The sequence below is a fragment of the Thalassococcus profundi genome, assembly GCF_003344785.1.
Taxonomy (GTDB): Bacteria; Pseudomonadota; Alphaproteobacteria; order Rhodobacterales; family Rhodobacteraceae; genus Puniceibacterium; species Puniceibacterium profundi.
On sequence record NZ_QPMK01000017.1, the window covers coordinates 1 to 16926 of the forward strand.

Sequence of the window (16926 nt, forward strand, 5' to 3'; positions counted from 1 at the left end):
GCGCCCGCCCCGGCGCAGCGCGCGCAGGGATCCGGAACCGAGCCGCCGGCAGCCGCGCCGGCCCGCCAGAGACCAAAGCCTGCCCCCGGACCCTCCGCCGCGACGCTCCGGCAGGCGCAGGCGCAGTGGGGCGGGCAGATCCGGCAAAGCGTCGCCCGCGCGCAGCGCTATCCGGGCGGCACGCGGGCGCGGGGCATCGTCACGCTGCAGATCACGGTCTCGCCGTCGGGAAGCCTGCGCGGGGTCAGCGTCACCGGATCCTCGGGCGATGCCGCGCTCGACCGCGCCGCCGTCAGCGCCGCGCGCAACGCCCGCTTGCCGCGCGCGCCGAATGTCCTGACCGCGGCCAGCTACAGCTTCAACCTGCCGTTGCAATTCGCCCGGCGCTAGGCTCAGGCCATGCCGCCGCCGATGAGCCCCTGCGCCAGCCGCGCATAGGCCTCGGCCATCGGTCCTTCCCCTGCCGCCACCGGCGTGCCGCCATCGCCCGAGAGCCGCGTGTCGAGATCGAGCGGCAGCGCCGCCAGCAATGGCAACCCCAGCTTCTCCGCCTCGGACGCCACGCCGCCGTGTCCGAAAATGTGGCTTTCGCCGCCGCAATGGGGGCAGACGAAGACCGACATGTTCTCGATCAGCCCCAGCACCGGCGTCTTGAGCGTGGTGAACATGTCCAGCGCCTTGCGCGCATCCAGAAGCGCCACGTCCTGCGGGGTCGACACGACGATGGCGCCCGATACCTCGGATTTCTGGCACAGGGTCATCGCCACGTCGCCCGTTCCGGGCGGCAGGTCGACGATCAGCACATCCAGCGTGCCCCAGTTCACCTGCCCCAACATCTGCTGCAAAGCGCCCATGAGCATCGGCCCGCGCCAGACCACGGCCTTTTCCTGGGGCAGCATGAAGCCGATGGACATGAGCGTGACGCCATGGGCGCGCAGCGGCTCGATGATCTTGCCGTCGGGGCTGGCGGGCTTGCCGCTGGCGCCCATCATCCGCGGAATGCTGGGACCGTATATATCGGCGTCCAGCAATCCCACGCGCCGCCCCTGCCGCGCCAGCGCCACCGCGAGGTTCGCCGACACAGTGGACTTGCCCACTCCGCCCTTGCCCGACCCCACCGCAAGAATGCGCGCCACGCCCGCGGGCTTCGCTGGACCCGCCTGCGGCTTGGGGTGGCCGCCGATCTTGAGCTGCGGCGCGGGTTGTGCCGGGCCGTGCGCCGTCAGAGCCGCCTGCACGCCGGTCACGCCCGGAACCTCGGCCACGATGGCCTCGGCGGCGCGGCGCAAGGGCTCCATCTGGCGGGCGATCTCGGGCGATGGCGCCTCGATGACAAAGCGCACCTTGCCGTCCTCGACCTGCAAGGCGCGAATCATGTCGCGCGCGACAAGATCGCCGCCATCGGGCAGCGCCAGCCGCGCCAGCGCCTCAAGAACCCTGTCCCGAACGTCGCTCATGGCCGATCTCCCGTGTTATGTTCGCAATTCGCCGTCCTCCGGCGCCCCAGCGTTTTCACAGCGCTAACAATTCAGTCAACCGCTTCGAATTAGGTCAAAAATTCATATGCAGTTTCTGCATAGCAGCATTGTACCTTTTTACCATTGTGCAACTGCAGCATTCGACCCATCTTGAGGTCAACGAAGCGGAGCAAACCACTAATTGGCATCCGCGGCAAATCGAATGAGGCAACCCGAGATGGCATTTGCATCGAACTTGAACATCACCGGCCAGACCGCTGGCACCACGCGATTTTCTGCTTTCATCGACGGGCTGAAGGTCCGCATGGAGCGTCGTCGCATCTACGCCCAGACCCGCGACGAGCTCGCCTCGCTGAGCAATCGCGACCTGGCGGACCTGGGAATTCACCGGTCCGAAATCCCGCGCATCGCCTATCAGGCAGCGTACGAGAATTAAGTTTGGATCGTCGGGTTTTTCTCCTCCTCCCTAGACCCGCGATCTTCGGCAACGGCACATCTTCTCCTCCCAGTGCCATTGCCACAAAACGGACGGTCTGACCGTCCGACGTCTTCGGCGGCCCTCTCCTCCTCCCTGGGTCGGTCGATACTGCGGCGGCGCCTCTCCTCCTCCCTGGCGTCGCCGCACCTTACACCGGGATCGGCCTCTACGGCCCACTCCCACACCAGTTCGGCGGCCCTCTCCTCCTCCCTGGGTCGGTCGATAACGCGGCGGCGCCTCTCCTCCTCCCTGGCGTCGCCGCACCTTACACYGGGATCGGCCTCTACGGCCCACTCCCACACCAGTTCGGCGGCCCTCTCCTCCTCCCTGGGTCGGTCGATAACGCGGCGGCACCTCTCCTCCTCCCTGGCGTCGCCGCATCCTTCTTCCGAGGCGCAAGCCTCACCGGCATCGGCGGTCTCTCTCCTCCTCCCTGAGACTGCCGTGACCTAGAACGGCGGCGCCACCTCCTCCCGGCGTCGCCGTTTTTTTATGGTCGCGACCAGATTGCAATCAGTGCAAGGACCGCTTGCGCCCGGCCCGGCCGCCGCGCCGTGCCGGCCGCGCCGCGGGCCAGAGCGCTGCCTCCTCCAACAGTCCGACAAAGGCCCGCGCCGCGGCGGAATGCGCGTTGAGCCCGCCGATGCGGCGCAGCGCGGCGCAGGCCTCGGCGCGCGGCACGCTGTCCTCGGGCAGGCCGAAAGCCCATTCCAGGAATCCGGCCCGCGCCGCGTCCTCGGGCGCCGCCGCGCTGAGTGTCTGCAAGCTGTCGAAAATCGCCCGGGCGCTCATCGGCGCCCCCGCTGGACATGCGTTTCCATCTCGTACCTCTGTATGGCCACGCCCCGTGGCGTTGGGTCGGCAGACGAGATCGGAACGGCAAAGCGGTACGGCCTTGCGCCCTGACCGCCCACCGCGGATCGACGTTGTCCCAAGGCTGGTTTCCGGACTGAGGCGGGCGGGCCACGTGGCCCGGCTCCGGCGCGCCTTCCCGGAGCCATGCGGCTCCAGTGGCAAATGCGCCGAATATCCCGCCCTCACCGTTGCGGGGGCAGTGCCGGTCTTGCACCGGCTTCCCAATTCTCCGCATCGCTGCGGCACCCTGAGAGCTTCACGCTAACCGCGCCGCGCCCGAGTCGCCTAGCCCCAAACCGACGCTTTGACGGGCTTTGCGCCTCTTTCCCTTCCGCCCTTGCTGTCGTAGAGGATCGGGAAACGGAACGGACGGGGGCACCACCCATGGCGATGGACAAGACATTCGATGCAAAGGCCGCCGAAGCGCGCCTTTACAAAGCCTGGGAAGAGGCCGGCGCCTTCGCCGCGGGGGCCAATGCCAAGCCCGGCAAGCCGCCCTTTTCGATCATGATCCCGCCACCCAACGTCACCGGCTCGCTGCATATGGGCCATGCCTTCAACAACACGCTGCAGGACATCCTGGTGCGCTGGAAACGCATGCAGGGGTTCGACACGCTCTGGCAGCCCGGCACCGACCACGCGGGCATCGCCACGCAGATGGTGACCGAGCGCGAGATGGCCGCCAACGGTGAACCGACCCGGCGCGAGATGGGCCGCGATGCTTTCCTCTCCCGCGTCTGGCAGCAGAAGATCACGTCGCGCGGCACGATCATCGGCCAGCTCAAGAGCCTCGGCGCCTCCTGCGACTGGTCGCGCGAGGCCTTCACCATGTCCGGCGCGCCCAATGCGCCCGAGGGCGAGGACGGCAATTTCCACGACGCCGTCATCAAGGTCTTCGTCGACATGTACGACAAGGGCCTGATCTACCGCGGCAAGCGGCTGGTGAACTGGGACCCGCATTTCGAAACCGCGATTTCCGATCTCGAGGTCGAGAATATCGACACCGCGGGGCACATGTGGCACTTCAAGTACCCGCTCGCGGGCGGGGCCACCTATGAATATGTCGAGAAGGACGAGGACGGGAACGTCCTCTTCACCGAGACGCGCGATTACATCTCCATCGCCACCACCCGGCCCGAAACCATGCTGGGCGACGGCGCGGTAGCGGTGCATCCGTCGGACGAGCGCTATGCGCCCATCGTCGGGCAGCTCTGCGAAATCCCGGTTGGGCCGAAAGAGCATCGGCGGCTCATCCCGATCATCACCGACGACTATCCCGATCCGACCTTCGGCTCGGGTGCGGTCAAGATCACCGGCGCGCATGATTTCAACGACTACGGCGTGGCCAAGCGCGGAGATATCCCCTGCTACCGCCTGATGGACACCCGCGCCGCGATGCGCTCCGACGGCGCACCCTATGCCGAAGCCGCGGCGCTGGCTTTGGCCGTGGCGCGCGGTGAACAGACCCTGACCGAGGCCGAGGCGGATGCCGTGAACCTCGTCCCCGACCATCTGCGCGGGCTCGACCGGTTCGAAGCGCGCCGCCGCGTGGTCGAAGAGATCACCGAAGAGGGTCTGGCCGTGATGACCCAGGCCAGCGATCCGCGGCTGGGCAAGAAGGCGCAGAAACCCGTCGCGCCCGAAGAGGGCGGCGAGGCGCGCGAGGACGACCTCGTGCCGCTGGTCGAGGCCAAGACCATCACCCAGCCTTACGGCGACCGCTCCAAGGTCGTTATCGAACCGATGCTGACGGACCAGTGGTTCGTCGAGACGTCGAAGATCGTCGGCCCGGCGCTCGACGCGGTACGGAATGGCGACACCCGCATCCTGCCCGAACGCGACAAGAAGGTGTATTTCCACTGGCTCGAGAACATCGAGCCCTGGTGCATCTCGCGCCAGCTCTGGTGGGGGCATCAGATCCCGGTGTGGTACGCGCCTGCGCCCACCGGCGGCGACGACTGGCACCATGTCTGCGCCGCGACCGAGGCCGAGGCGCTGGAAAAACTGCGCGTGCTCTGGGGTGAGGATGCCGATTTCCGCGTCGTCGAGGACGAACGCGCCGCCATCGACCTGCTGGGCGATCTGGTCGGCAACTGGCGCACCGAGGGCCGCATCCAGCAGCGCGAGGCGCCCGCGACGATCCCGGTGTTCCGCGACCCCGACGTGCTCGACACCTGGTTTTCCTCGGGCCTCTGGCCCATCGGCACGCTGGGCTGGCCGGAAAAGACACCGGAACTGGCGCGCTACTTCCCGACCTCCACCCTCATCACCGGCTTCGACATCATCTTCTTCTGGGTCGCCCGGATGATGATGATGCAATACGCGGTCGTGGGCGAAAAACCCTTCTCGGATGTCTATGTCCACGCGCTTGTGCGCGACGAGAAGGGCAAGAAGATGTCCAAGTCGCTGGGCAACGTGCTCGACCCGCTGGACCTGATCGACGAATACGGCGCCGATGCTGTGCGGTTCACCCTCACCGCCATGGCCGCCATGGGCCGCGACCTGAAGCTCAGCAAGGACCGCATCGCCGGTTACCGCAACTTCGGCACCAAGCTCTGGAACGCCTGCCGCTTCGCCGAGATGAACGGCGTTTTCGAGGGTGCGCGCAGCGGCCTGCCGCAGCCCACCCAGACCGCAAACCGCTGGATCCTCGGCGAGACCGCCAAGGTCCGCGAAGAGGTCGACACGGCGCTGGAAAACTACCGCTTCAACGATGCCGCGGGCGCGCTCTATGCCTTTGTCTGGGGCAAGGTCTGCGACTGGTACGTGGAATTCTCCAAACCGCTCTTCGCCTCCGAAGACGCGGCGGTGATTGCGGAAACCCGCGCCACCATGGCCTGGGTGCTGGACCAGTGTCTGATCCTGCTGCACCCGATCATGCCCTTCATCACCGAAGAGCTTTGGGCCACCATGGCCGAGCGCTCCGAAATGCTGATCCACGCCGACTGGCCCAGCTACACCGCGGCCGACCTCGTGGACAGCGCCTCGGACCGCGAAATGTCCTGGGTGATTTCCCTGATCGAGGGCACACGCTCTGCGCGCGCGCAGATGCACGTCCCCGCCGGCCTCAAGGTGCCGATGCTGGTCACCGATCTGGACGACGCGGGCCAGGCCGCCTGGGACCGGAACGCCGACATCATCATGCGGCTGGCGCGGATCGACTCGCTGCAAAAGACCGATGCCTTCCCCAGGGGATGCGTGACGATCCCGGTCGAGGGCGGCACCTTCGGCATGCCGCTCGAAGGGCTGATCGACATCGAGGAGGAAAAGGCGCGGCTCGAGAAGACCCTGGGCAAACTGGCCAAGGAGATCGGCGGCCTCAAGGGCCGGCTGAACAACCCCAACTTCGCACAAAGCGCCCCCGAAGAGGTGGTCGAGGAAGCCCGCGAGAACCTCGCGGCCCGCGAAGAGGAAGAGGCCACGCTCAAGGCCGCGCTCGCCCGCCTGGCCGAAATCGGATAACGGCGGCGGGCCGCGTCAGGCCCGCCAGAACCGCACGGTCAGGATCGCGTAGACCGCCATCAGCTCCAGCCGCCCGATCAGCATCGAAAAGGTCAGGATCCATTTGGCGGTGTCGTTCAGCGGTTGGAAATTGCCGGCGGGTCCGATGATCGGCCCCAGCCCCGGCCCGACGTTGGCGATGGACGTGGCCGCCCCCGACACCGAGGTGATGAAATCGAGTCCGGTCATGCCCAGCGCCACCGACATCACCCCCAGCGTGACCACGAAGAAGACGAAGAACGAGATCACCGACGACAGAACGTCGTCGCTTACCACCCGCCCGTCGTAGCGCGGCGTGAATACCCCGTGCGGCGCCCGGATCTTGCGCAGCTGCACCTTGATCGACGCGAACAGCAGCTGGTAGCGGAACACCTTGATCGAACAGGCGGTGGACCCGGCGCAACCGCCGATCAGCCCGATGAAGAAGAACAGCACGACCAGGAACGGGCCCCAGAGCATGTAGTCGACCGAGGCATAGCCGGTGCCGGTCATGATCGAGGTGATGTTGAACAGCGCTTCGCGCAGCGCCTGTTCGGGATGGTGCGGAAAGACGCTGAGCAGCACGCTGACTGTCACCACCACCAGCACGCCGATGATCGCGAGGAAGGTGCGTACCTGGCTGTCGTGGAAGATGGCGATCTGGTTGCCGTTGATCATCTGCACGTAGCGCACGAAGGGCAGCGCCGCGAGCACCATGAACACGCTCGCCACGTATTCCGCCGAACCCGAGAAGGTGCCGAAGGAGGCGTCATAATTCGAGAATCCGCCCGTCGACACGGTGGTGAGCGCGTGCACCGTGGCATCGAAAGTGTTCATGCCGGTGATCATGTAACAGACCGTGCAGGCCAGCGTCAGGCTCACGTAGATGGTCGAGATCGAGGACGAGATCTGCGTCGCCCGCGGCAGGATCTTTCCCATCGTGTCAAAAGCTTCGGAGCGGAAGATCTGCATGCCGCCGACCCGCAGTTCGGGCAGGAACACCATGGCGACGACGATGATGCCAATGCCCCCCAGCCACTGCAGCAGTCCGCGCCACAGAAGCAGCCCCTTGGGCAGCGTCTCAAGCCCGGTGAACACTGTCGATCCGGTGGTGGTCAGCCCCGACATGGCCTCGAAGACCGCGTCGACCACCCGCGCCTCGGTGGCGCCGATCACGAAGGGAATCGCGCCGAAGACCGGCAGCGCCACCCAGACCCCGGTGGTCAGCAGAAAGATCTGCTGGATCGACAGCCGCTCGGTCGTGGCGTTGGAGGTGGCAAGGGAAATCAGCCCCCCGGTCAGCACGGTGATCACGCTGCTCTGGGCAAAGACATGCCATTCGTCCCGCCCCTCGACGATATCGACGATCATCGGCAAGAGCATGGTCAGGCCAAGGATGGCCACCAGGATGCCGATGACATGGGCAACGGGACGCAGATCAAACATAACGCGCAGCGTTGGCCCGCCGCTCGCGCGGTGTCAAGCAGCCGCGCCGCCCCGCGCATCCGCGGTTCGGAAGAACCTTCAGACCGACACATAGTCGCGGCGAGACATCGGCCTGCCGGCACGTCTTCACGCCATACGCAGCCAATCCTGTTCGATGCCGTTTCCGCAGCGTCGGTTCGCACACCGAGCGCGCCTCTCCGGTTCATGAATTCGTCTGGGATCACGACGCATTTCCCGCGGGGACAGCACCTTCACCGAGCGGCACCCCCGCGTCACGCAGCATAAACCGACGCGGCCAGACGCCCCTCCGGCAGACGCCCCGATCCACACGCCCCTGCTTCTTCGGTTCAAAAATACCTCGGGGGAGGCGCGCTTGCGCGCCGTCGGGGCAGCGCCCCGGCACGCGCGTCCCGCTTCGTCAGCCGACGTGGAACAGGGTCGAGAACAGCTTCGGATCGAGGCTGCCAGCGGCGAAAAGATCGCCCTCCGTCAGCACCGACACCGCGTCATGGCTGTGCAGGCTTTCCTGATGGCTGGCCAACACACGGAAATCCCCCACCCGGGCATCCTTCTGCAAGCCTTGCGCAAACAGACGCGCCGCATCCTCGACGAAGATCGGATTGGCGGCGTTGAGCTCGGCAAAGGCCTGCTCGTCCTCGCGTTTGACCATCACCTGCGTCTCGGTCGGCACGGCGCGGCGGCACAGGTCGATCAGGTCCTCGAACCACAGGCAGGCGCCGTCCTGCACCTCGACCGACAGCCGCGCCACAGACCGCTGAGAATGCGGCGTCGCCAGCTGACCGCGGGTCCGGCGGGCATGTTCGCTCAGTTCCAGCGAACAGGGGCAGGTCGAGGAATAGACATAATCGAGATGCATGATCTTGCGGCGCTGCCCGTCGGTTTCCACCAGTTCCAGCGAGATGTCGTAATACTGGTAGCCCTCGAGCCCCGACCGCAGGCTCTGCACCTTCACCGGGAAGCGGAACGCCATGTTGATCCGCGCGTCGAAGGAGTCGAGGTCGGACTTGTAGTCGTCAAGCGCCGCCTCGATCACCCCGAAGCTGAAGGTCGCCTCGGCATGCCTGTAGAAGGACCGCATGATCCGCGACATGTTGATGCCCTTCTTGTCGGCATCGAGGCTCACGGTCCCGGTCACGCTGGCTTCCAGCGTGAGGTCACCGTTGTCGCGGGTGTGGAACCGCAGCGGCAGGCGGAAATTCGAGATGCCCACATGCTGGATCGACCGGTTCGCACCCTTGATCAGGGAGGACGGCCCGTTCTGCAGGTCCGGCAGGCTGGATTTATAGGCGGCATCCACCTCGAACTTGTGCGGGAAAATCCGCGACAGGTCGGGATACTCGAACGCGGCATCGTCCAGCAGCCGCGCGACGGCGGGATCAAGCGCCTCGATCTCGGCATCCGGCGCCTTGTTCGCCCATTGCCGCAAGAGCGCAAGCGCCGCCTCGGCCTCTTCGCGGCTCGGCTTTCGGTCGATTTCCGGTGTGTGCACGTTCATGTCAGGCCCTCCGCCCAGCTTCGTCCCTATAGATAGGTCGCCTGTCGGCGAATATCCAACTCGTCAAAGGGTCTACGTGCGAAACGCGACGCCGGATCAAAGGATTCCGTCGATCGCGACTTGCGCCATCACGTCACGGAGAGGCCGCGCAGCACATCTGCCACCAGGTCTTCCGGATCCTCGAGCCCCACCGACAGCCGGACCAGACCCTCGGTGATTCCCAGGGCATTCCGCTGCTCCGGGCTGAGGCGCTGGTGCGTGGTGGTGGCCGGATGCGTCGCAATGGATTTCGCGTCCCCGAGGTTGTTCGAGATCAGCACCACCTCCAGCGCGTTGAGGAACGCGAAGGCCGCCGGTTTGCCGCCCTTGATATCCAGCGCGATCATCGTCCCGCCCGAGCCCAGTTGCCGCTGCATCAGCGCATGCTGCGGATGGCTGGCGAGGCCCGGATAGGAGATCCCGGCAAGCTTCTCGTGCCCCTCGATGGCCTCCGCGATGGCCTGCGCGCTCGCGGTCTGAGCCCGTACCCGCAGGTCGATCGTCTCCAGCCCCTTCAACAGGACCCAGGCGGTGAACGGGCTCATCGACCCGCCGGTATGCTTCATGTAGGGTTCGACCGTCTTGCGGATGAAGTCCCGGCTGCCGAGGATAACGCCGCCCAGGACGCGGCCCTGCCCGTCGATATGCTTGGTGGCGGAATAGATCACCGCATCGGCGCCCTGCTCCACGGCCTTTGAATAGACCGGCGTGGAGAAGACGTTGTCGACCAGCACGAAGGCGCCCTTGGCATGGGCGAGCTTCGCCACGCCCTCGATATCCACAAGCTCCAGCGTTGGATTGGCCATGGATTCGAAGAACACCGCCTTGGTGTCGGGGCGGATCGCCGCCTCCCATTGGCTCAAATCGTCACCGTCCACGAAAGTCACCTCGACGCCGAAGCGCGGCAGGATCGTCTCGAGGATGTAAAGGCAGGAGCCGAACAGCGCCCGAGCCGAGACCACGTGATCGCCCGCCTTCAGCATCGACACCAGCGCACCGTTGACCGCCGCCATGCCGCTTGCCGTGGCGAAGCCGTCCTCGGTGCCTTCGAGCAGCGCGATGCGCTCTTCGAACATCCGCACCGTCGGGTTGCCATAGCGGGCGTAGATATACTCGTCCGCCCCCGCCTCGATGAACCGGCCCTCGGCCTGTTCGGCGCTGTCATAGACAAAGCCCTGTGTCAGGAACATCGCCTCGGACAGCTCGCCATACTGACTGCGGCGCGTGCCGCCATGCACCAAGGCCGTGCGCTTCTTCATCGTCTCGTCTCCCGGGCCATCGCCCACAAAAAAACCCCCGTCGCGGTCAAGCGAAAGGGGGCTCCCTCGTCGTCTGACCTCTTTAGCGGCATGTTTTCCGGGTCCCGGACATTCCTGCCCGTCCCGAGTGGCCCGCAATCCGGTAACAAATCGCCACGGCATCGGCTTACGCCCGCGCGACGCACCGGTCAAGACCGTCACGGTGCTGTAACCCGCGTTTCATACCGCCGTTATATCCGTCCGCTACGCAGTAGCCACAATATCTGGTGGGAGCACAGCATGGCGTTTTCGGACAACGACCTTGGGCCGCGTCTCTTTCCGAGACCCCTGTCGATGATGCGCCAGCGCCTGGGCGAGGCCGTGCACGCCGCCCTGCCCGACGGCGCCCACGAGGAGGAATTCACCGAGGCGCTGCTGTTCCTGCTGTCGATCCGGCTCAACCGGCTGACCGGCGGCGCGTCCGACATGACCTTTTCGGCGCGCAGCCACCTGGCCGCGCAGGACGCGCGGTTGCGGCTTGTCTGGAGCGGGATCGTCCGGGTGATCGATCTTTATTGCGCCCTCTTTCGCGGCGAGGTCCGGCATTGCGAAACCGCATGGATCAATCACACCCGGCGCCGCCCTGTGCGAAACTGCTGAGCCGCTTGCCCTCAGCGCTCCGTCAGGCATGATGGCCCGGACCCGACCGGAGACAGCCATGACCGCCCCCATCGACCTCTATTTCTGGCCCACGCCCAACGGCTGGAAGATCTCCATCGCGCTCGAGGAAATGGCGCTGCCCTACACCACGCACCTGGTGGACCTCTACAACAAGGGGCAGTTCGATCCCGATTTCCTCAAGGTGTCGCCCAACAACAAGATCCCCGCGATCACCGATCCCGACGGGCCGGACGGCGCGCCGATCCACATCTTCGAATCCGGCGCGATCCTGCAATACCTCGCGCGCAAGACCGGTCTCTTCTGCGGCAAGTCCGAACGCGACCGCATCGCGGTCGACCAGTGGCTGATGTGGCAGATGGGCGGCGTCGGCCCGATGGCGGGCCAGGCGCATCACTTCCTGAAATTCGCCCCCGAAGACCTGCCCTATGCCAAGGACCGCTACCGCACCGAGGTCGGGCGGCTTTACAAGGTGCTCGACACGCAATTGTCAAAAAACGAATACGTCGCGGGCGCCGACTACAGCATCGCCGACATGGCGCTCTGGGGCTGGTGCTCGCTCTGGGAAGGCCAGCAGCAGACGCTGGACGACAAGCCGCACATGAAACGCTGGCTCGACACCGTGAGCGCCCGGCCCGCGGTGCAAAAAGGCCGCGCCCTGCATGCCGAACATCGCCGCGACCCCACCGCAAAACGCTGACCTTGTTCCGGAGCCGCCCCTCGCCTGAGACCCGGCAGACAGGGGACGGGCGGCGGGACAAGCGGAATTGCCGAGGGGCCCCGCCTCGCGGGGAGACGGCCATTCCGCTTGGCGCGGCGTCGGGCCCCTGTCAGACAGGGATCGGGCGCGGGGTGGTTTCGGAACAAGGGCCTTGTTCTGGTGAGCCCTGAAGCCGGACCGGACCCCGCGAGGACGCCCGCCAGGGCGGAGGAGCCGATCAGAACGGCACGTCGTCCGCCGCCATGATGAATCGCGCCACGACCTTCTTCACCCCGGCCTTCTCGAAATCGATCTCCAGCTTGTCGCCCTCGATCCCCACGACAGCGCCATAGCCGAACTTCTGGTGAAACACCCGCTCTCCCACCGTGTAGGCCGACACCGCCTCGAGGTCGATCACCGTGGTGCGGCTCTCCTTCGGTTGGCTCACCGGCCGCTCCGCCGCCCGAGCTTGCAGCCGCCGCCAGCCCGGCGAATTGTAGACATTCGCCTCCGCCGCCCGCGCCTCCAGCCCGCTCGACGCGCCGCCCAGTCCCGCCGCGCCGTAGCCGCCGCCGTAGAGCCCCGGCGGCGTCAACACCTCGACGTGATCCTCGGGCAGTTCGTCGATGAACCGCGACGGCAGCGACGACTGCCACTGGCCAAACACCCGGCGGTTGGCCGCAAAGGAAATCGTGCAGAGTTCCTCCGCCCGTGTGATGCCCACATAGGCCAGCCGCCGTTCCTCCTCGAGCCCCTTGACGCCGCTCTCGTCCATCGAGCGCTGCGACGGGAACAGCCCGTCCTCCCAGCCCGGCAGGAACACGGCGGGAAATTCCAGACCCTTGGCAGCGTGCAAAGTCATGATGCTGACCTTCTCCCCCGCATCCTCGGTGGAGTTGTCCATGATGAGGCTGACATGCTCGAGGAACCCCTGCAGGTTCTCGAAGCCTTCCAGCGCCTTCACCAGTTCCTTGAGGTTCTCCAGCCGTCCCGGCGCCTCGGGCGTCTTGTCGTTCTGCCACATGGCGGTGTAGCCGCTTTCATCGAGGATGATCTCGGCCAGTTCCATGTGCGTGATCTCGGCGGGACCGTGCTCCATGCGCACCGCGCGATCCTCGTCGTCGATGACCCGGTCGGCGTCCACGCCCGATTCGCGCAGCGGGCCGCGCAGCTTGCCCGACCAGCGCGCCAGCCCCTCGGCCAGTTCGCGCAGGGCCGCCCCGCCCTTGCCCTTGATCAGCCCCTTGTCCACGGCGATGCGCGCGCCGTCGAGCAGGCTCACGCCGTTGGCCCGGGCCGCCACCTGGATCGTCTGCTGCGCCTTGTCGCCCAGGCCGCGTTTGGGCGTGTTGACGATGCGCTCGAAGGCCAGATCGTCGTCGGGGCTGACGACCAGCCGGAAGTAGGCCATGGCGTCGCGAATCTCCATCCGCTCGTAGAAGCGCGGCCCGCCGATCACGCGATAGGGCAGACCGATGGTCAGAAACCGGTCCTCGAAGGCGCGCATCTGGTGGGAGGCGCGCACGAGGATCGCCATCGCGTCGAGGCTCACCGGGTCCTGCCCGCGTGTCCCGCGCTGCAGCGCCTCGATCTCCTCGCCGACCCAGCGGGCCTCTTCGTCGCCGTCCCAGTGGCCGATCAGGCGCACCTTCTGGCCGTCCTCGGCCTCGGTCCACAGCTCCTTGCCCAGCCGCCCCTGGTTGCCCTTGATGACGCCGCTCGCGGCGGCAAGGATATGCGGGGTGGAGCGGTAATTCTGCTCCAGCCGCACCACATGGGCGCCGGGAAAATCCTTTTCGAACCGGAGGATGTTGCCCACCTCGGCGCCGCGCCATCCATAGATCGACTGGTCGTCGTCGCCGACGCAGCAGATGTTGCGATGCCCCGCCGCCAGGAGCCGCAGCCACAGGTATTGCGCCACGTTGGTGTCCTGGTACTCGTCCACGAGGATGTAGCGGAACCAGCGCTGGTACTGCTCCAGCACGTCGCCGTGGGTCTGGAAGATCGTCACCATGTGCAACAACAGGTCGCCGAAATCCACCGCGTTCAGCTCGCGCAGCCGCGCCTGGTAGGCGGCATAGAGCTTCGGCCCCTTGTGGTTGTAGGCCCCCGCATCGGCGGCGGGTACCTTCTCGGGCGTCAGCGCGCGGTTCTTCCAGTCGTCGATGATGCCCGACAGCATCCGCGCCGGCCAACGCTTGTCGTCGATCCCCTCCGCCGCCACCAGCTGTTTCAGCAAGCGCAGCTGGTCGTCCGTGTCGAGGATAGTGAAGTTCGACTTCAGCTCCACCAGTTCCGCATGGCGGCGTAGCAGCTTGACGCAGATGGCGTGGAACGTGCCGAGCCAGGGCATGCCCTCCACCGTTTCGCCCAGCATCTGGCCCACGCGGGTCTTCATCTCGCGCGCGGCCTTGTTGGTGAAGGTCACGGCGAGGATCTCGTTCGGCCGCGCCCGCCCGGTGTTCAGCAGGTGCACGATTCGCGCGGTGAGCGCCTTGGTCTTGCCGGTGCCCGCCCCCGCCAGCATCAGCACGGGGCCATCCAGACGCTCGACCGCCTCGCGCTGCGCGGGGTTCAGCGAGTCCAGGTAGGGGCTGGGCCGGGCGGCCATGGCACGCGCGGACAGCGAAGCGCCCTCGAAGGCGTCCATTTCGTCGAAACTGCTCATGACCCGATGATAACCCGGCCGGCCCCCGAGGGAAAGCGCATGTTCATGCTGTGTTCGCAGGGATTTTCAAACGACGCATGTGCCGAACGCCCGCCTCCGGTCCGCGACAACGGCCACCCCGCGCCGCCCGGTGACAGGCGGAAAAGCGCCGCCGGAAATTCCCTGCCCTTTCAGCCGCCTGCGCCGGTTTGCAGGCCCTGGACCCCGGGCACGAAGCGGTCGGCGCGGCGCCGCGGGCGGAACGAACCCGCCTCTCTCGCGGTTGTGATCCCAGGTTATCATAGAGGAGGAGACCCCCATGAAACGGAAGATGACAAGCGTGATCGCGATCTGTACCGGCCTCGGTCTGGCCGGTCCCGCCATGGCCGATTGCCAAGCGGAACTGGCCGAACTGACCGGCGGGACCGGGATGGACAGCGGCGGCGGCATCGCCAAGGACGGCAGCATGGCGCCGCTCGAAGGCGCCGACAGCAGCGGATCGGACACCATGACCGAAAGCGGCTCGGGCGACATGGCGGGCAGCGGCTCCGGCTCGAGCGGCAGCGACGACCAGATCGCCAAGGACGGCAGCCTCGCACCGCTTGAAAACGCCGATGGCGCCGCCGCCGATACCTCTGGCAGCGGTTCGACCGACATGGCCGACGGCAGCTCGGGCGACATGGCTGGCGGCGGCTCCAGCGACATGTCCGAGAGCAGCTCGACCGAGACAGCCGCCAGCGGGTCGGACACCGGCGACGGCGACAACCAGATCGTGAAGGATGGCGATACCGCGCCTCTGGAAGCCGACACCGACACGATCGCGACCTCCGGCCAGGATGCCTCCGAGCAACAGGACGGTTCCTCGGGCGACACCTCGCAGGAATTCGAGGACGCCATTGCCACGGCGCAGGCCGCTCTCGACGCCGGCGACGAAGCCGCCTGCATGGAAGCCGTCGAAGAAGCGCGCAGCCTGTAACGCGCGCGCCCGACGCTTGGGACACGCTTTCCCGAGAATCGACTCCGCCATCCCCAGCCGGATGGCGGATTTTCTTTCGGCGTTCGGCGCACCGGCACCTCGGCCGTATCCGGCCCAGACGCCGTTTTCGCTTTCCGGCCCCTGCCGGTCTTGCTATCGCTGCGCGCATGTCGATCGATGCCCGTTATCCCGCCATTTCCGACCTGCGCGCCCGCGCCGAACGCCGCATCCCGAAATTCGTCTGGGAATACCTCGACAGCGCCACCGGCAACGAGGCCACCAAGGCGCGCAACCGCGCGGCCCTGGACGCCATAGGCTTCACCCCGTCCATCCTGCACGGAGAGATCACGCCGAACCTGACCACGACGCTGATGGGCGAAACGTACCCCGCCCCGTTCGGCGTGGCACCCGTGGGCATGTCCGGACTGGTATGGCCGGATGCCGAACGCACTCTGGCACGGGCCGCGACCCGCGCGGGCCTGCCCTACTGCCTCTCGACCGTCGCGACGCAGACGCCCGAAACCGTCGGTCCGCTCACCGACGGGCGCGGCTGGTTCCAGCTTTACCCGCCGCGCGACCCCGAGATCCGTCTCGACATGCTGCGCCGCGCGCACGAGTCGGGCTTCTCGACCCTGGTGCTGACCGTCGACGTGCCGGTGGCCAGCCGGCGCGAACGGCAGCTGCGCTCGGGCCTCACGCAGCCGCCGCGGCTGACGCCACGCCTGCTGGCGCAGGTGGCACTGCGCCCGGCCTGGGCCTTCGAGACCTGGAGCCACGGCATGCCGCACATGCGCACGCTCGACGCCTACAGCAGCGACACCTCTGCCCGGGATTCGACCGCACATGTCGGTTACCTGCTGCGCACCTCGCCGGACTGGGACTACCTGACCTGGCTGCGCGAGCACTGGCAGGGCAAGCTGGTGGTCAAGGGCGTGCTCAACCCCGCCGACGCCCCACGTCTGCAAGAGGCGGGCGTCGATGCGATCTGGGTGTCGAACCACGCCGGGCGCCAGTTCGACGCCGCTCCCGCCAGCATCACCGCGCTGCCGCAGATCCGCGCCGCCACGCGGCTGCCGCTGATCTTCGACAGCGGCGTCGAAAGCGGGCTCGACATCCTGCGGGCCATCGCGCTGGGGGCGGATTTCGTGATGATGGGCCGGCCGTGGCATTACGCGCTGGCGGCGCTGGGGCGCGACGGTCCGGCGCATCTGATCGACATCCTGACCCGCGACATGATCGCCAACATGGGCCAGCTGGGCATCACGCGCCCCACCTGGCTACGCCGGCAGATCGGCTAGACCTTCGTCCACCGCGGGAGGCGCCTCATAATGAGGCATCCGATCGGGCAGCCCGCGCCTACCCGTTTTCACGAGTTGTGAACCCGCACCCGACCCC

At 66.7% G+C, this 16926-nt stretch carries 14 protein-coding genes and 1 riboswitch; of the genes, 7 read left to right on the forward strand and 7 right to left on the reverse strand.

The window, feature by feature from the left end; genetic code table 11:
* A partial coding sequence (locus DU478_RS17690) for a TonB family protein (protein WP_147276380.1) occupies positions 1-390 on the forward strand: 390 nt, incomplete at its 5' end.
* Between the two features lie 2 nt (positions 391-392).
* On the opposite strand, the gene DU478_RS17695 is transcribed toward DU478_RS17690, so the two are convergent.
* Positions 393-1457, reverse strand: coding sequence for an Mrp/NBP35 family ATP-binding protein (locus DU478_RS17695; RefSeq protein WP_114512301.1), 1065 nt, complete (start codon positions 1455-1457; stop codon positions 393-395).
* Positions 1458-1695: 238 nt separating this feature from the next.
* Here DU478_RS17695 and DU478_RS17700 point away from each other — a divergent pair, with 238 nt between their 5' ends.
* Positions 1696-1914 carry a DUF1127 domain-containing protein gene (locus DU478_RS17700; RefSeq protein ID WP_114512302.1) on the forward strand — a complete coding sequence of 73 codons (219 nt, stop codon included), beginning with the start codon at positions 1696-1698 and terminating at the stop codon, positions 1912-1914.
* Here DU478_RS17700 and DU478_RS17705 read toward each other — a convergent pair.
* Together DU478_RS17705 and DU478_RS17710 are read right to left on the reverse strand one after the other, a co-directional pair.
* Complete coding sequence (locus DU478_RS17705) at positions 1911-2258, reverse strand: hypothetical protein (RefSeq protein ID WP_114512303.1); 348 nt, start codon at positions 2256-2258, stop codon at positions 1911-1913. The genes DU478_RS17700 and DU478_RS17705 overlap by 4 nt on opposite strands.
* 211 nt (positions 2259-2469) lie before the next feature.
* Positions 2470-2748, reverse strand: coding sequence for a hypothetical protein (locus DU478_RS17710; RefSeq protein WP_114512304.1), 279 nt, complete (start codon positions 2746-2748; stop codon positions 2470-2472).
* Positions 2749-2874: 126 nt separating this feature from the next.
* Positions 2875-3076: riboswitch (cobalamin riboswitch) on the reverse strand.
* 119 nt (positions 3077-3195) lie between these two features.
* Between DU478_RS17710 and DU478_RS17715 the strand changes: the two genes are divergently transcribed.
* Positions 3196-6273 (forward strand): valine--tRNA ligase, encoded by a 3078-nt coding sequence (locus tag DU478_RS17715; protein WP_114512305.1) that lies wholly within the window; start codon positions 3196-3198, stop codon positions 6271-6273.
* A gap of 15 nt (positions 6274-6288) precedes the next feature.
* Here the strand turns inward: DU478_RS17715 and DU478_RS17720 are convergent, their stop codons facing one another.
* The 3 genes from DU478_RS17720 to metZ form a co-directional block, all read right to left on the reverse strand.
* Positions 6289-7737: a TrkH family potassium uptake protein gene (locus DU478_RS17720; protein ID WP_114512306.1), complete on the reverse strand. Its 1449-nt coding sequence runs from the start codon at positions 7735-7737 to the stop codon at positions 6289-6291.
* Positions 7738-8155: 418 nt separating this feature from the next.
* On the reverse strand, positions 8156-9253 hold the full coding sequence (folE2, locus tag DU478_RS17725) for a GTP cyclohydrolase FolE2 (protein ID WP_114512307.1): 1098 nt from the start codon (positions 9251-9253) through the stop codon (positions 8156-8158).
* A 128-nt stretch (positions 9254-9381) separates the two neighbouring features.
* Positions 9382-10551, reverse strand: coding sequence for an O-succinylhomoserine sulfhydrylase (metZ, locus tag DU478_RS17730; protein WP_114512308.1), 1170 nt, complete (start codon positions 10549-10551; stop codon positions 9382-9384).
* A 279-nt stretch (positions 10552-10830) separates the two neighbouring features.
* Between metZ and DU478_RS17735 the strand changes: the two genes are divergently transcribed.
* Both DU478_RS17735 and DU478_RS17740 read left to right on the forward strand, forming a co-directional pair.
* The gene (locus tag DU478_RS17735; protein ID WP_147276381.1) at positions 10831-11190 is read left to right on the forward strand and encodes a hypothetical protein; all 360 of its coding nucleotides are present in this window, start codon (positions 10831-10833) and stop codon (positions 11188-11190) included.
* 58 nt (positions 11191-11248) lie between these two features.
* On the forward strand, positions 11249-11908 hold the full coding sequence (locus DU478_RS17740; RefSeq protein WP_114512310.1) for a glutathione S-transferase N-terminal domain-containing protein: 660 nt from the start codon (positions 11249-11251) through the stop codon (positions 11906-11908).
* Positions 11909-12146: 238 nt separating this feature from the next.
* On the opposite strand, the gene DU478_RS17745 is transcribed toward DU478_RS17740, so the two are convergent.
* Positions 12147-14576 (reverse strand): ATP-dependent helicase, encoded by a 2430-nt coding sequence (locus DU478_RS17745; RefSeq protein ID WP_114512311.1) that lies wholly within the window; start codon positions 14574-14576, stop codon positions 12147-12149.
* Positions 14577-14874: 298 nt separating this feature from the next.
* On the opposite strand from DU478_RS17745, the gene DU478_RS17750 reads away from it, so the two are divergent.
* Both DU478_RS17750 and DU478_RS17755 read left to right on the forward strand, forming a co-directional pair.
* Positions 14875-15531, forward strand: coding sequence for a hypothetical protein (locus DU478_RS17750; protein ID WP_114512312.1), 657 nt, complete (start codon positions 14875-14877; stop codon positions 15529-15531).
* Between the two features lie 167 nt (positions 15532-15698).
* Positions 15699-16829: an alpha-hydroxy acid oxidase gene (locus DU478_RS17755; RefSeq protein ID WP_114512313.1), complete on the forward strand. Its 1131-nt coding sequence runs from the start codon at positions 15699-15701 to the stop codon at positions 16827-16829.
* The last annotated feature ends 97 nt before the right edge of the window (positions 16830-16926 follow it).

What these genes read in the sequence shown, in the direction of transcription:
- DU478_RS17695 (WP_114512301.1), bottom strand. Translation starts at nt 1,457, where the DNA reads ATGAGCGACGTTCGGGACAGGGTTCTTGAGGCGCTGGCGCGGCTGGCG.
- DU478_RS17700 (WP_114512302.1), top strand. Translation starts at nt 1,696, where the DNA reads ATGGCATTTGCATCGAACTTGAACATCACCGGCCAGACCGCTGGCACC.
- DU478_RS17710 (WP_114512304.1), bottom strand. Translation starts at nt 2,748, where the DNA reads ATGAGCGCCCGGGCGATTTTCGACAGCTTGCAGACACTCAGCGCGGCG.
- DU478_RS17715 (WP_114512305.1), top strand. Translation starts at nt 3,196, where the DNA reads ATGGCGATGGACAAGACATTCGATGCAAAGGCCGCCGAAGCGCGCCTT.
- DU478_RS17720 (WP_114512306.1), bottom strand. Translation starts at nt 7,737, where the DNA reads ATGTTTGATCTGCGTCCCGTTGCCCATGTCATCGGCATCCTGGTGGCC.
- folE2 (WP_114512307.1), bottom strand. Translation starts at nt 9,253, where the DNA reads ATGAACGTGCACACACCGGAAATCGACCGAAAGCCGAGCCGCGAAGAG.
- metZ (WP_114512308.1), bottom strand. Translation starts at nt 10,551, where the DNA reads ATGAAGAAGCGCACGGCCTTGGTGCATGGCGGCACGCGCCGCAGTCAG.
- DU478_RS17735 (WP_147276381.1), top strand. Translation starts at nt 10,831, where the DNA reads ATGGCGTTTTCGGACAACGACCTTGGGCCGCGTCTCTTTCCGAGACCC.
- DU478_RS17740 (WP_114512310.1), top strand. Translation starts at nt 11,249, where the DNA reads ATGACCGCCCCCATCGACCTCTATTTCTGGCCCACGCCCAACGGCTGG.
- DU478_RS17745 (WP_114512311.1), bottom strand. Translation starts at nt 14,576, where the DNA reads ATGAGCAGTTTCGACGAAATGGACGCCTTCGAGGGCGCTTCGCTGTCC.
- DU478_RS17750 (WP_114512312.1), top strand. Translation starts at nt 14,875, where the DNA reads ATGAAACGGAAGATGACAAGCGTGATCGCGATCTGTACCGGCCTCGGT.
- DU478_RS17755 (WP_114512313.1), top strand. Translation starts at nt 15,699, where the DNA reads ATGTCGATCGATGCCCGTTATCCCGCCATTTCCGACCTGCGCGCCCGC.